Here is a 13,437-nt window from a genome sequence, read left to right on the forward strand (position 1 = left end):
AACGAATCTTTCCGCGCATGGTTATGCGAGGCGGCCGGTGCAACGCGCCGCGCATAACGATTGCTTCTTTTATTCGTTCCGTGGCGGCTGTCGTTTGCGTACAGTTTGTCGACCGCACCGGCTGCCGCGCGCTGGCCGGCGCGAGGCATGACGACACGCATAACAACGAGAAACACACCATGACACGCACGATTTCTCCGTACTCGACGCACTCGCCGCATTCTCCGCGTTCTCCGCGTTCTCCGCGTTCGCCGCGTTCGCCGCGTTCGCCGCGGCCCCTGGCCCTTGCCGCGGCCCTGCTGGCCGGCACCTTCCTCGCCGGCGCCGCGCATGCCGACGCCACGCTCGACAAGATCCGCCAGCGCGGCAAGATCGTGGTCGGCGTCATGCTGTCCGGCAGCGCCTTCGGTTCGATCGAACCGGCCACGCAGAAGCCGGTCGGCTTCAACGCGGACCTGGCGCAGGATCTCGCCAGGCAGCTCAACGTGGAACTCGAAACGGTGCAGGTGCAGCCGTCCAACCGCGTGCAGTTCCTGCAGCAGGGCAAGGTCGACGTGCTGATCGCGTCGATGGAATACACGCCCGAGCGCGGCGAGCAGCTCGGCTACGTGCCCACGCCGTACTACCGCGTGGGCGGCGCCGTGATCGTGCCCAAACAGAGCGACATCAAGCGCTGGGAAGACCTCAAGGGCAAGACCGTGTGCATCTCGCAGGGCAGCAGCTACACGCGCCCGGTGCAGGTGGAGTACGGCGCGATCCCGAAGGGCTTCAAGGGCTCGTCCGAGTCCCTGCTGGCGCTGCGCGGCGACAACTGCGCCGGCGCCGTGCACGACAACACGCTGCTGCAGCCGCTGGTGCGCGGCAACCCGGAATGGCAGAACTACCGCATCGTGCTGCCCGAGCTGAATCCCGCGCCCACGGTGATCTGGACGCGCAAGGGCGAGCAGGACACCATCCAGGCCGTCGACCGCGTGGTGCAGGGCTGGCACCGCACCGGCTGGCTGATCGGCACCGAGAAGAAAAACGGCATCCTGCCGCCGTCGCCTTCGCTCACCGAGCTGCATGACAAGTTCAAGGGCGGCCGCACCTGATGGACGCCGCGATCGCCGCACTGATCGCGGGGGCGCGCCACATCGGCCTGAACTACGCATTCCTGGCCGACGCCTATGACCGCAGCGCCTTCGTGCACGGCGCCTGGGTCACGCTGGAGCTGGTGCTGTGCACGCTGGCCGGCAGCCTGCTGGCGGGCGTGGCGATGGCCGCCTTGCTGACTTCGCGCAGCGCGCTGCTGGCCGGCGCCACGCGCGCCTTCGTCGAGGTCACGCGCAACACGCCGACGCTGGTGCAGCTCTACTGCGCCTTCCTGGTGCTCAACATGCTGATCACCCACGCCTTGCAGGATGCGCAGCGCAGCAACCCGCTCACGCCGTTCCTGTGGGTGGTGGTGGTGCTGTCGCTGCATAAGGGCGTGTTCCACGCCGAGGCCCTGCGCGCCGGCATCGAGGCGGTGCCCAAGGTCACGCTGGAAGCGGCGGCGTCGCTCGGCTTCGACCGCCGCACGCTGCTGTGGCGCGTGCAGTTGCCGCTGGCGCTGCGCTTCGCGCTGCCCGCGCTGGTCAACAATTCGGTGGAGCTGGTCAAGGCCACCGCGGTCGCGTCGGCCATCGCGGTGGGCGACATCACCTACGCCTCGATCATGATCTGGACCCAGCGCGACAACGTGCTGGAACTGATGGTGCTGTTGCTGCTGTTCTTCGGCGTGCTGACCTGGGTGGTCAGCCGGGCCGGCAACTGGCTCGAACTCCGACTGAGGATGCCCGGCTATGGCAACCGCTGATTCAAGCCTGCCGCGCGCGGGCATCGCCTGGCCCGCGGCACGGCGCTTCGCCGGCCTGCTGTGGCTGCTGCCGCTGGCCGCGCTGGCGCTCGCGGCCAGCCGCCATCCCGACCTGGCGCGCGCGCTGGCCGGCGCGTGGCAGTGGTCGCCGGCGCTGCTGCGCGGCTTCCTGGTCAATATCGGCGTGAGCGTGCTGGCCATCGCGCTGGGCACCGCCGGCGGGCTGCTGGTGGGCGCGCTGCGGCTGTCGCCGGTGGCGTTGCTGGCGCGGCCCGCGCACTGGTACGTGCAGGTGTTCCGCAACGCGCCGTGGCTGGTGCTGATCTATTTCTCCACCTACGTATTCCCGTTCGAGATCAATGTCGGCAGCCATGTCCTGCCGTTCCCGGACTGGTTCAAGGTGGTGGTGGGGCTGGCGCTGCCGGCCAGCGCCAACGTGGCCGAGGTGCTGCGCGGCGCGGTGCAGTCGATTCCGCTCACGCAGTGGGAGGCGGCCAGCTCGATGGCGTTCTCGCGCTGGCAGATCCTGCGGCTGATCATCGTGCCGCAGTGCGTGCGGCGCATGCTGCCGCCGTGGATGAACCTGTATGCCACCTTGACCATGGGCACCGCGCTGGCCTCGCTGGTGGGCGTGCACGACCTGCTCGACACCGCGCAGATCGCCAGCAATACCGTCAACCAGACCGCCTTCACCGTGCTGATCTACTTCGTCGTGATGGCGATGTTCTTCGCCTGGTGCTACCCGATTTCGCGCTTCACCCGTTTCCTGGAACAAAAACATGCTGTTGCCTGAACATGCCGACGGCCCATCGCTGGCCGCGTCGCCTGCACCGACGGTGCAGGCCGCGCCGCTGGTTTCCCTGCGCGACGTGCACCTGTCCTTCGGCGGCAATGCGGTGCTCAAGGGCATCGATCTCGAAGTGCGGCGCGGGCAGGCGGTGTCCATCATCGGGCCATCCGGCTCGGGCAAGTCCACCATCCTGCGCTGCATCACCGGCCTGCTGGAGCCGCAGCAGGGCAGCGTGACCGTGGACGGCGTGGCGGTGCGCGAGCTGCGCGGCGAGGCCGACCGCATCGCGCTGCGCAAGCGCGTGGGCTTTGTCTTCCAGCAGTACAACCTGTTTCCGCACCTGACCGTGCTGCAGAATCTCACCATCGCGCCGCTGCGCGTGCTGGGGCGCGGCCGCGCGCAGGCCGAGGCCACCGCCATCGAGCTGCTGCGCAAGGTGCGGCTGGCCGACAAGGCCGGCGCCTATCCGGGCGAGCTGTCCGGCGGCCAGCAGCAGCGCGTGGCGATCGCGCGCGCGCTGGCGATGGAGCCCGAGCTGATCCTGTTCGACGAAGTCACCTCCGCGCTCGACCCCGAAACCGTGGGCGAAGTGCTGACCGTGATCGGCGACCTGGTGGCGGAGGGCCTGACCTGCCTGCTGGTCACCCACGAGATGCGCTTCGCCGAGGAAATCAGCGACGAGGTGTATTTCACCGAAGGCGGCCGCATCGTCGAGCACGGCCCGGCGCGCCGCATCTTCAGCCAGCCGGCCAGCGACCGCACGCGCGCCTTCCTCAACCGCGCGCTCGGCGCCCAGGCGCGCCCGCCGGTCGATCCGCCGGCCGATCCTTTCGTCGCCAGCTTCGACAAGCTGCGCTTCGCCATCTGAGCACGCACACCCGCGTTTCCAACCGATCACCATGAGCCACCATCGCGATACCCAGCTGATCCACGCCGGCACGCCGCCGCTCACCGACGGGCACGGCCCGGTCAATGTGCCGGTGGTGCGCACCAGCACCGTGCGCTTCGAGAACAGCGCCGCCTATGCGGATATCCGCGCCCGCCACGCGCGCGGCGAGCGCGTCAGTTCCTACGGGCGCCAGGGCATGGCGACGCACCACGCGCTGGAGGACGCGCTGGCCGCGCTCGAAGGCGGCAGCCGCACCTTCCTGGCGCCGTCCGGGCTGGCGGCGATCTCGCTGGTCTTCGTGGCGCTGCTGTCGCCGGGCGACCACGCGCTGGTGGCGGACAGCGTCTACGCGCCGGTGCGCCGGCTCGACCAGTCGCTGCTGCGCCGCCTCGGCATCGAGCTGACCTATTTCTCGCCGTCGCGGGACGACCTGGAGACGCTGATCCGCCCCAACACGCGGCTGCTGTACCTGGAGTCGCCCAGCTCGCTGCTCTACGAGGTGCTGGACCTGCCGCGCCTGGCGCAGATCGCGCACCGGCATGGCGTGACGGTGGCGACCGACAACACCTGGGCTTCGGGCCACCTGCTGCAGCCGCTCGCGCTGGGCGTGGATGTGTCGGTGCTGGCCTCGACCAAGTACGTCAGCGGCCATTCCGACCTGATGCAGGGCGCGGTGGTGGTGAAGGACGCGGCGCTGGCGCGGCGTATCGCCGAGACCTACGACGGCTTCGGCCTGGCCATCAGCGCGGACGATGCCTACCTCGCGCTGCGCGGCATCCGCACGCTGGCGGTGCGGCTGGCCCAGCACCAGCGCAACGCGCTGGCGGTGGCGCAGTACCTGGAAGGGCACGAGGCCGTGGGCCGCGTGTTCTATCCCGCACTGCCGTCCGACCCGGGCCACGCGCTGTGGCAGCGCGATTTCTCGGGCGCCAACGGGCTGGTGTCGTTCACGCTGCCGGGCGCCGATGCGGCGGCCGCGAACGCGCTGGTCGACGCGCTGGGCCTGTTCGGGCTCGGCGCTTCCTGGGGCGGCTACGAAAGCCTGGTGCAGGTGGCGGCGCCGGAACGGCTGGCCGAGCACTCCTACTGGCGCGGCACGGAGCCGGTGATACGGCTGCACGTGGGGCTCGAGGCGGCGGCCGACCTGATCGCGGACCTGGAGCAAGGCCTGGCCGCGACCCAGCGCCAGGCGCTGCCGCGCGCGGCGGCCTGATGACGAAAAAAAGGGAGGCGGGGCCGGGTCACGGTGTCGCCCGCCTCCAAAGAAGCCGGCGTCATCGTGCGCCGGCTTCCAGTACGCAGTCCAAGTACGCTCAAGTACGCAGCGTGGCTCGCGGGCGTGCTCAGATCGCCCAGCCTCCCGCGTAGAACACCGCCAGCGCCAGCGCGATGCCCACCGTGCCGGCATTGAGCTTGCGGAACTCGCCGGCCACCACGCGGCCGATCACCAGCGTGCAGAAACCCAGCATGATGCCGGTGACGATATTGCAGGTCAGCACGATGAATACCGCGCAGACCAGGCCCGCCATCGCGTCGACCATGTCGTCCATATGCAGCTTGCCGACGCTGGAGAGCATCAGCAGGCCGACATACATCAGCGCCGGCGCGGTGGCATAGGACGGCACCAGCGCGGCCAGCGGCGAGAAGAAGATCACCGCGAGGAACAGCAGGCCCATCACCACGGCGGCCAGGCCCGTCTTGGCGCCGGCGGCCACGCCCACGCTCGATTCGATGTACGCCGCCGCGGGCGCGCCGCCGAAGAACGCGGAGAAGATCGAACTGAGCGAATCGGTGGTCAGCGCGCGGCCCCCGTTGGGAATCTGGCCCCGCTCGTCGAGCTGCCCGGCTTGTCCCGCCACCGCGCGAATGGTGCCGGTGGCGTCGAACACGGCGGTCATCACCAGCGCCAGCACGCTCGGCAGCACCGCCAGCGAGAGCGCCCCCCTGATGTCCATCGCGCCGATCAGCGAGGCATGACCGGGCGCGCTGAGCGCGGGCAAGGCGAATACTCCGCCGAACCTGACCGCGGGGTCGAAGGCCAGTCCCAGCGCCGAGATGGCCACGATCACCAGCAGGATGCCGCCCGGCACGCGGCGCCGCTCCAGCCCGAAGATGGCCGCCAGGCCGAGGATCGACATCACCACCGGGAAGGCGGTGATCTTGCCGAGCGAGACCGGCAGGCCGGCGCCGGCGTTCTTCACCACCAGGCCCACGTCGTTCGAGGCGATCAGCAGCAGGAACAGGCCGATGCCGATGCCGGTGCCGTGCGCCACGCCGGCCGGCAGGTTGCGCAGGATCCATGCGCGCACGCCGGTGACGGAGATCGCGGTGAACACCACGCCCATCAGGAAAATCGCGCCGAGCGCCACCGCCGGCGAGAGGCCCTGGCCCAGCACCAGCCCGAACGCCGTGAACGCGGTCAGCGAGATGGCGCAGCCGATGGCGATCGGCAGCCGGGCCCACACGCCCATCAGCAGCGAGCCGAAGGCGGCGGTCAGGCAAGTCGCGACGAACACCGCGCTGGTGTCGAAGCCCGCCTTGCCGAGCATGCCCGGCACCACGAAGACCGAATAGACCATGGCCATGAAGGTGGTCACCCCGGCCACGGCCTCGCGCCGGCCGGTGCTGCCGCGCGCGCTGATCTGGAAGTACTGGTCGAGGAATCCCTTTACTTCGATGGCTTCGATGGCTTCGATGGCTTCGATCGCATCGATGGCCCTGGCCTCGGCGGCATCGGTGCCGGGCGCGGCGGCACGGCCGGGGAATGGCTGCTCAAGCATGGCGGAGTGTCTCCTTTGTGGTGCGCCGGCGCGGTGGCTGTGCACGCGCGGCCGGGCTGTCTCGCTTCGTTTTCGTCGTCGCCGGGCAGGCAGGCGCGGCGGCACGAGCCCGCGGCTTGTGCCGCGCGCTGCACTGCATTGCCTGCGCTACGCGGGTGCCGGCCGCATGTCCGCCACTCCGTGCTGGCGGCCGCGGTCCGGCATGGCGAAGACTAAGGGAGACGCGGCGCTTCCCCATACGCGGCGGCGCATGGCGGGCATTGCGGTTTTTATATGAGGGGAGGATGCCGGTCGGCGGACGAGGCTGGCATGCGCTTCGTGTAGCGCCGCCCCGGTTCAGATGCCGCTTGCGGGCTCCCCTCTCCCGCTGCGCGGGAGAGGGGAGACAATCGCCGGTGATGCAGCCGTCGTCAGTCGTCAGTCGTCCCGAACTCCGCCAGCAACGCCTCGCGGTGCTGGTCAAGCCGTGGCGCGGCCGCGAAGGCCGCCGGCGCGGCGCCGACCTTGACCGGGTTGCCCGCCAGCGTGATCGGGCGGTCGTCGCCGATGCTGGCCTGCAGCAGCATGCCGCGCGCCTGCACGTGCGGGTCGCGCACGATGTCGGCCACGCTTTGCAGCGGGCCGTGCGGCACGCCGGCGGCTTCGAGGCGGCCGGACCACGCCGCGCTGCCGGCATGCGCCAGCAATGCTTCGAGGCAATCCTTCAGTTCGGCGTGATGCTGGTTGCGCGCGGCCACCGTGGCGAAGCGCGGGTCGGCGGCCAGCGCCGCGTCGCCGAGCGCGGCGCACAGCTTGCGGAACAGGTTGTCGTTGCCGGCGGCGATGACGATGAAGCCGTCGCCGGTGCGGAACATGTCGAACGGCGTGATGGACGGATGGCGCGTGCCCAGCGGCGCGGGCACGGCACCGGTGGCGGCGTGGCGCGCGATGGCGTTTTCCAGCAGCGCGACCTGGCAGTCGAGCATGCCGATATCCACGCGCTCGCCCAGCCCGGTGCGGCTGCGCTTGAGCAGCGCGGACTGGATGCCGATGGCCGCGTACAGCCCGGCGCCGAGGTCGCCGATGGACACGCCCACGCGCACCGGATTGCCGCCGTTCTCGCCGGTCACGCTCATCAGCCCGCCCATGGCCTGCACCACCATGTCGTAGGCGGGCCGCTCGCGGTACGGGCCGGTCTGGCCGAAGCCGGAGATCGAGCAGTACACCAGGCGCGGGTTGGCAGCGTGCAGCGCTTCCCAGGTGAAGCCGAGCTTTTCCATCACGCCGGCGCGGAAGTTTTCCACCAGCACGTCGGCACCGGCGATCATGGCGGCCAGCACGGCGCGGTCGCGCGGCGCCTTGAGGTCGAGCGCGATCGATTCCTTGTTGCGGTTGACCGAGGCGAAGTACGCGGATTCGCCATCGACGAACGGTCCCACGTGGCGCGAGTCGTCGCCGCCGTCGGGGTTCTCGATCTTGATCACGCGCGCGCCGAGGTCGGCCAGCATCATGGTGCAGTAGGGACCGGCCAGCACGCGGGTCAGGTCCACCACGGTGAAGCCCGCGAGCGGGAGGTCTGCGGCATTGCGATTCATCTTGCTCCTTGGGGAAAACCTGGAAATTCAGTCGATGCGGGCGCCGCTGCTGAGCGTAAGCTCGGTCACGGTCTTGCCTTCGCGCAGCGCGAACTGCTTGAACTCGGCCGGCGAGGCGGACGGCGAGACCTCCTCGCCGCGGCTGGCCAGCCGCGCGCGCAGGTCGGGCCTGGCGAGCGCCTTGGCCGAGGCGGCGAACAGCTTCTCGATCACCGCGGGCGGGGTCTGCGCGGGCGCGAACAGGCCGTACCAGTTGGTCACGTCGTAGCCCTTGATGCCGGCCTCGGCGATGGTGGGGTAGTTGGGCAGCACCGGCGAGCGCGTGGCCGAGGTCACGGCGATGCCGACCACCTTGCCGGTATCGATGACGGCCTGCACCGAGGCCGGCGTGGCGAAGGTGAGCTGCGCGTCGCCGGCGGCCACCGCCTGCGCGGACGGCGCGCCGCCCTTGTACGGCACGTGGGTGAGCTGCACGTCGGCGAGCTTGGTGAACTGCACGCCGGCCAGGTGCGTGATGACGCCGTTGCCCGAGGACGAGTAGTTGAGCGTGCCCGGATGCTGGCGGGCCCTGGCCACGAGGTCCGCCACGCTGCCGATGCCGGAAGCCTTGCTGACCGCCAGCAGCAGCGGCGACACCGTCAGCCGCGTGATCGGGGCGAAGTCCGCGGGCTCGTAGCGGATGTTCTTGTACAGCACCTTGTCGCCGCCCATCACGCTGGCCGTGGCGATGTACAGCGTGTAGCCGTCGGGCGGTGCCTTGGCCACGGTTTCCGCGGCAATGGTGGTGCCCGCGCCAGGTTTGTTGTCGATGATGACTGGCTGGCCCAGTTCCTTCGACAGCGCGTCGCCGTACAGCCGCGCCACGTTGTCGGCGCCGCCGCCGGCGGGAAAGCCGATCACGATGCGCACCGGCTTGGACGGGAACGCGTCCGCGGCCAGCGCCGGGCCGGCCAGCGCGCAGGCCATCATCAACAGCAAGGTCGGGTGCCGCTTGGTCATGTTTGTCTCCTTTCCTGGTTTGTCCGCGTTCGTCGCGGTTTTTTCGTTGCGCGCGCCTACCTGCCGGTGAACACGGGCGGGCGCTTCTCGCGCCACGCGGCGGCGCCTTCGCGCAGGTCCGCCGAGGCGCCGGCCTGCGCGATCGCGCGTTCCAGCGCGGCGGCGTCGAGCGCGCCGCGCGCGATCTGGTTGAGCGCCTGCTTCATGCCCAGCAGGGCCAGCGGCGCCATGCCGCAGAGCGTGGCGCTGAGCTGGTCCACGCGCTGCGCCAGCGCGTCGGCGGCGACGATCTCGGTGAGGAAGCCGGTGCGCAGCATCTCGGCGGCATCGAGCCGGTCGGCGGCCAGGAACAGCCGCTTGGCCGTATCCACGCCCAGCCGGCTCACATAGCGCTCGAGGCCGCCGCGATAGAAATGCAGGCCCAGCCTTGCCGCCGGCATGAACATCTCGCAATGAGGCACGCCGACGCGGAAGTCGCAGGCCAGGCACAGATCGGTGGCGCCGCCGTACACGCCGCCGTTGACCGCGGCGATGGTGACCGGGCGCGCCGCTTCGATCAGGTCGATCAGGTCGCCGAAGGCCGGCGCGCCGGCGCTTTCCGCGGTATCGGGGCTGGCCAGCGCGCCGATGTCGTAGCCGCTGCAGAAATACTTGCCGGCGCCGGTGAAGCGCAGCACCAGCACCGACTCCATCGCATTGACGGAGTTGATATGCTCGCGCACTACCTGCAGATCGCGCGGACTCAGCCGGTTGGCCAGTTGCGGGCGATCGAAAGTGATGGTTGCCGTGCTTTCTTCAACGCGGAGCTGCGGTTCACCGTAGTTTTGCATATAAGATTGATGTTTAGATATATCAAATGCGATTCTAGATATGCCAAAAGAGCCGTCAAATCGAGGTTTACCCGTGCAGTCGCTCCAGGACCGCATCCGCGAGGCCATCGAGGCCGAGATCCACGCAGGCAAGCTCAAGCCCGGCTCGCAGCTCGACGAGCGCGCGCTGGCCGAGCAGTTCGACAGCTCGCGCACGCCGGTGCGGGAGGCGCTGCTGATGCTGGCGGCGCAGGGCCTGGTGACGATCGCGCCGCGCGCGGGCATCTTCGTGCACAAGCCCACGGTGGCCGAACTGGTGGCGATGTTCGAGACGCTGGCCGAGATGGAAGGCGTGGTGGCGCGGCTGGCCACGCAGCGCATCGCCGGGGCGGGCCGGGCCGCGCTGGCGGCGGCTTTCGAGCAGGGGCGCGCTTATGTGGAGGCGGCCGACACGCCCGGCTACGTGGAGGCCAACCGCGAATTCCACGACGTGCTCTACCAGGCCAGCGCCAATCCTTACCTGGCCGAGCAGATCCGCATGCTGCGCCGGCGCCTGGCGATCTACTGGCGCCAGCGCGGACTCATCAACGCCGCGCGCGTGCCCAGCTCGTTCCGCGAGCACGGCGCGATCGTGGAGGCGGTGCTGGCGGGCGACGCGGACGCGGCGGCGGCGGCCATGCGCGCGCATATCTCGGCGGGCGGCAAGGCCGTCGCCGACCTCGTGCTGCTGGCGCAGGATGCCTACGACGAGGCCGCGGCGCCGTAGAACGCGCCGCGCCGGCAACTGGTAGCATCGCAGGCAGCTTGCCGGGCGGCCCCGTGCCGCCCGGCATTGTCTTCAACGCAGTGTTCCCAGGTGTCCCGCTCCGTGTCCCACGACTTCTACTTCTACGAACCCGCGCGCGGCCACGGCCTGCCGCACGATCCCTTCAACGCCATCGTCGGCCCGCGCCCGATCGGCTGGATCTCATCGCGCGCCGCCGACGGCATCGTCAATCTCGCGCCGTACAGCTTCTTCAACGCCTTCAACTACACGCCGCCCATCGTGGGTTTTTCCAGCATCGGCTACAAGGACAGCGTGCGCAATATCGAGCAGACCGGCGAGTTCTGCTGGAACCTCGCCACGCGCGCGCTGGCCGAGCCGATGAACGCCAGCTGCGCGGCGGTGCCGCCCGAGGTGGACGAATTCACGCTGGCGGGGCTGACACCGGTGGCCTCGCGCGCGGTCGCGGTGCCGCGCGTGGCGGAAAGCCCGGTCTCGTTCGAATGCAAGCTCACGCAACTGATCCAGCTCCAGGGCGTGGACGGCCACAAGGTGCCGACATGGCTGGTGCTGGGCGAAGTGGTGGGCGTGCATGTGGAGAAGACGCTGCTGAAGGACGGCGTCTACGACACGGCCGCCGCCCGGCCGATCCTGCGCGGCGGCGGCCCCGCTGACTACTTCGAGATCGCGCCCGAGGCGCTGTTTCGCATGCGCCGCCCGGGCTGAGGGCGCGCGGGAACGGGCCTGCCGGCCCGCCGGAGGGTGGGGGTTTTCAAATCTCTCCTTGACATACAGACCTGTCTACTTAAACAATGTAGACAGACTTGTATCATTTTTGGCCTCACCCCCAACCCCCGACCACCCCCAGCCAGGAGAGAACCCATGTCTCAAGCCGAATCCCGTCCCCCGTTTCCCCCGTTCACCCGCGAGACCGCCATCCAGAAAGTGCGCGGTGCCGAAGACGGCTGGAACAGCCGCGACCCCGAGCGCGTGGCGCTGGCCTACACGGTCGACAGCGCATGGCGCAACCGCGCCGAGTTCGTCAACGGGCGCGAGGCCATCGTCGGCTTCCTGGCGCGCAAGTGGCAGAAAGAACTCGACTACCGCCTGATCAAGGAACTGTGGGCCTTCGACGGCAACCGCATCGCGGTGCGCTTTGCCTACGAATGGCATGACGATTCCGGCAACTGGTATCGCTCCTACGGCAACGAGAACTGGGAGTTCAACGAGGCCGGCCTGATGCAGCGCCGCTTTGCCTGCATCAACGACGCGCCGATCAAGGAAACCGACCGCAAGTTCTTCTGGCCGCTGGGCCGCCGCCCGGACGACCATCCCGGCCTGAGCGACCTCGGCCTGTAAGGCGCACATTGCCGCCGCCGCGATCCCGCGGTGGCGGCCGCGTCCCGCTCCTTCCCTCGCTAGCGCGTTTTCACGTTCCCGCGCGCCGCGCCTGGCCGTGCCCCGATACTTGTTCCGCCATGTATCAGCTCATGTACCGGACATCCCGTTTATCCCGCCGCGGCGCCTGCCTATAGTTCGCGTGTGCCGCCGCTGGAGGGCGGCCCGCCGGCAAGCAACCTGAAGGAGGCAACCATGTCCGTGGAACAACGTATCGCGTCGCTGGGGCTGACGCTGCCGGCGCCGCCGCAGCCGCTGGGCAGCTACACGGCGGTCAGCGAAGCCGGAGAACTGCTGTTCGTCTCGGGGCAGTTGCCGCTGCGCGACGGCAAGCTCCTGTACCAGGGGCAGGTCGGCGGCAAGCTGACGCCGGAAGACGGCCGGCAGGCCGCGCAGCTGGCCGCGCTCAACGTGCTGGCACAGATCCGCGCGCACCTGGACGGCTTCGGGCGGCTGGTGCGGATCGTGCGGCTGGAGGGGCATGTCAGCAGCGCCGAAGGCTTCTTCGGGCAGCCGGCCGTGCTCGATGGCGCGTCCGACCTGTTCGCCGCGGTGCTGGGCGACAAGGCCGGGCATGCGCGCGCCGCGTTCTCGCAGACGCAACTGCCGGCCAATGCGGCGGTGATCCTGGTGGCGATCGCGCAGATCTCGCAGATCGCGCCGGATGCCACGCCGGCGCGGCAGGCCTAGCCGGCGAACTTGTCGACCAGGAAGTCCACCAGCGCCCGCACGCGCGACGACATATGCCGCGCGTGCGGGTAGAGCAGCACGAAGGGCCGGCTGGCGCCGCCGAACTGCGGCAGCAGCTCCACCAGCCGGCCGTCGCGCAGATCGTGCTCCACCACGAAGCGGTAGGTCTGGAACAGGCCCGCGCCGCTGCGCGCCAGCGTGACGCCGCCGAGTATGTCCTCCGCGCAGCCGTAGCCGCCGCTGGTGGCCACCTCGGCCGTTTCCCCCTCCTCGCGGAACAGCCACGGAATGCGCCGGCCGCTGCTGGGCAGGTCGAACTGGATGCAGTCGTGCGCCTGCAGCGCATCCAGCGTATCGGGCACGCCCGCGCGCGCCAGGTAGGCGGGCGCCGCCACCAGCACCAGCTCGGCGTCCTCGAGCTTGCGCGCGATCAGGCTGGAGTCGTCCGGCGCGCGGCCGCGTACCGAGAGATCGAAGCCATCGTCGGCGAAGTCCACGTTGCTGTTGCTGATGTGGGTCTCGATCTCCACTTGCGGATAGCGCGCGCGGAATTCGGGCAGCACCGGCAGCACGCGGTAATGCGCGTACGGCGTGGGCAGGCTGATGCGCAGCAGGCCGGCCGGGCTGGCGTGCTGGCCGGTGGCTTCCCGCTCGGCATCCACCAGTTGCGCCAGCGCCCGGCGCGCCCGCTCGAAATACGCGCGGCCTTCGTCGGTCAGCCGGATCTGCCGCGTGGTCCGCACGAACAGCCGCACGCCGAGCCGTTCTTCCAGCCGCGACACCGAGCGGCTGACCGCCGCCGGCGTGACGCTGGCCGCCACCGCCGCGGCGGTGAAGCTGCTCAGTTCCGCCGCCAGGCAGAACAGCTCGATGCTGCCGAGCTGCAGGTCGTCGAACTGGCGTTTCAT

The 13,437-nt window shown here is 69.8% G+C and carries 14 protein-coding genes; 9 read left to right on the top strand and 5 right to left on the bottom strand.

Annotated elements, in window-relative coordinates; translation table 11 throughout:
- Window positions 1-179: 179 nt before the first annotated feature.
- From ACKI2N_RS25960 to metC, 5 genes are read left to right on the top strand one after another with little or no spacing between them, the layout of a single operon-like run.
- A complete protein-coding gene (locus tag ACKI2N_RS25960; RefSeq protein WP_420991681.1) occupies window positions 180-1,091 on the top strand; it encodes a transporter substrate-binding domain-containing protein in 912 nt (303 codons plus the stop codon).
- Window positions 1,091-1,837: an amino acid ABC transporter permease gene (locus tag ACKI2N_RS25965; protein ID WP_420991682.1), complete on the top strand. Its 747-nt coding sequence runs from the start codon at window positions 1,091-1,093 to the stop codon at window positions 1,835-1,837. Before ACKI2N_RS25960 ends, ACKI2N_RS25965 begins: the two co-directional genes overlap by 1 nt.
- Entirely contained in the window at window positions 1,824-2,630 is an 807-nt protein-coding gene (locus ACKI2N_RS25970) for an amino acid ABC transporter permease (protein WP_420991683.1), read from the top strand. Before ACKI2N_RS25965 ends, ACKI2N_RS25970 begins: the two co-directional genes overlap by 14 nt.
- Complete coding sequence (locus ACKI2N_RS25975; protein ID WP_420991685.1) at window positions 2,617-3,495, top strand: amino acid ABC transporter ATP-binding protein; 879 nt, start codon at window positions 2,617-2,619, stop codon at window positions 3,493-3,495. Before ACKI2N_RS25970 ends, ACKI2N_RS25975 begins: the two co-directional genes overlap by 14 nt.
- A 31-nt stretch (window positions 3,496-3,526) precedes the next feature.
- The gene (gene metC, locus ACKI2N_RS25980; protein ID WP_420991686.1) at window positions 3,527-4,729 is read left to right on the top strand and encodes a cystathionine beta-lyase; all 1,203 of its coding nucleotides are present in this window, start codon (window positions 3,527-3,529) and stop codon (window positions 4,727-4,729) included.
- A 130-nt stretch (window positions 4,730-4,859) separates the two neighbouring features.
- Here metC and ACKI2N_RS25985 read toward each other — a convergent pair whose 3' ends face one another.
- The 4 genes from ACKI2N_RS25985 to ACKI2N_RS26000 all read right to left on the bottom strand — a co-directional run bounded on the left by ACKI2N_RS25985 (window position 4,860) and on the right by ACKI2N_RS26000 (window position 9,699).
- A complete protein-coding gene (locus ACKI2N_RS25985) occupies window positions 4,860-6,296 on the bottom strand; it encodes an NCS2 family permease (protein WP_420991687.1) in 1,437 nt (478 codons plus the stop codon).
- A gap of 410 nt (window positions 6,297-6,706) precedes the next feature.
- Window positions 6,707-7,870 (bottom strand): CaiB/BaiF CoA transferase family protein, encoded by a 1,164-nt coding sequence (locus ACKI2N_RS25990; RefSeq protein ID WP_420991688.1) that lies wholly within the window; start codon window positions 7,868-7,870, stop codon window positions 6,707-6,709.
- Window positions 7,871-7,897: 27 nt separating this feature from the next.
- Window positions 7,898-8,869, bottom strand: coding sequence for a Bug family tripartite tricarboxylate transporter substrate binding protein (locus tag ACKI2N_RS25995; RefSeq protein ID WP_420991689.1), 972 nt, complete (start codon window positions 8,867-8,869; stop codon window positions 7,898-7,900).
- 56 nt (window positions 8,870-8,925) lie between these two features.
- The gene (locus tag ACKI2N_RS26000) at window positions 8,926-9,699 is read right to left on the bottom strand and encodes an enoyl-CoA hydratase/isomerase family protein (RefSeq protein WP_420991690.1); all 774 of its coding nucleotides are present in this window, start codon (window positions 9,697-9,699) and stop codon (window positions 8,926-8,928) included.
- Between the two features lie 73 nt (window positions 9,700-9,772).
- On the opposite strand from ACKI2N_RS26000, the gene ACKI2N_RS26005 reads away from it, so the two are divergent.
- The 4 genes from ACKI2N_RS26005 (at window position 9,773) to ACKI2N_RS26020 (ending at window position 12,529) form a co-directional block, all read left to right on the top strand.
- Window positions 9,773-10,444, top strand: coding sequence for a GntR family transcriptional regulator (locus ACKI2N_RS26005; RefSeq protein ID WP_420991691.1), 672 nt, complete (start codon window positions 9,773-9,775; stop codon window positions 10,442-10,444).
- A 102-nt stretch (window positions 10,445-10,546) separates the two neighbouring features.
- Entirely contained in the window at window positions 10,547-11,167 is a 621-nt protein-coding gene (locus ACKI2N_RS26010) for a flavin reductase family protein (RefSeq protein ID WP_420991692.1), read from the top strand.
- A gap of 156 nt (window positions 11,168-11,323) precedes the next feature.
- Window positions 11,324-11,800, top strand: a complete 477-nt coding sequence (locus ACKI2N_RS26015) for a DUF1348 family protein (protein ID WP_420991693.1) — start codon at window positions 11,324-11,326, stop codon at window positions 11,798-11,800.
- A gap of 234 nt (window positions 11,801-12,034) precedes the next feature.
- Window positions 12,035-12,529: a RidA family protein gene (locus tag ACKI2N_RS26020; protein ID WP_420991694.1), complete on the top strand. Its 495-nt coding sequence runs from the start codon at window positions 12,035-12,037 to the stop codon at window positions 12,527-12,529.
- On the opposite strand, the gene ACKI2N_RS26025 is transcribed toward ACKI2N_RS26020, so the two are convergent.
- Window positions 12,526-13,437 carry a LysR substrate-binding domain-containing protein gene (locus ACKI2N_RS26025; RefSeq protein ID WP_420991695.1) on the bottom strand — a complete coding sequence of 304 codons (912 nt, stop codon included), beginning with the start codon at window positions 13,435-13,437 and terminating at the stop codon, window positions 12,526-12,528. The genes ACKI2N_RS26020 and ACKI2N_RS26025 overlap by 4 nt on opposite strands.

The organism is Cupriavidus sp. 30B13 (assembly GCF_049059565.2).
GTDB lineage: Bacteria > Pseudomonadota > Gammaproteobacteria > Burkholderiales > Burkholderiaceae > Cupriavidus.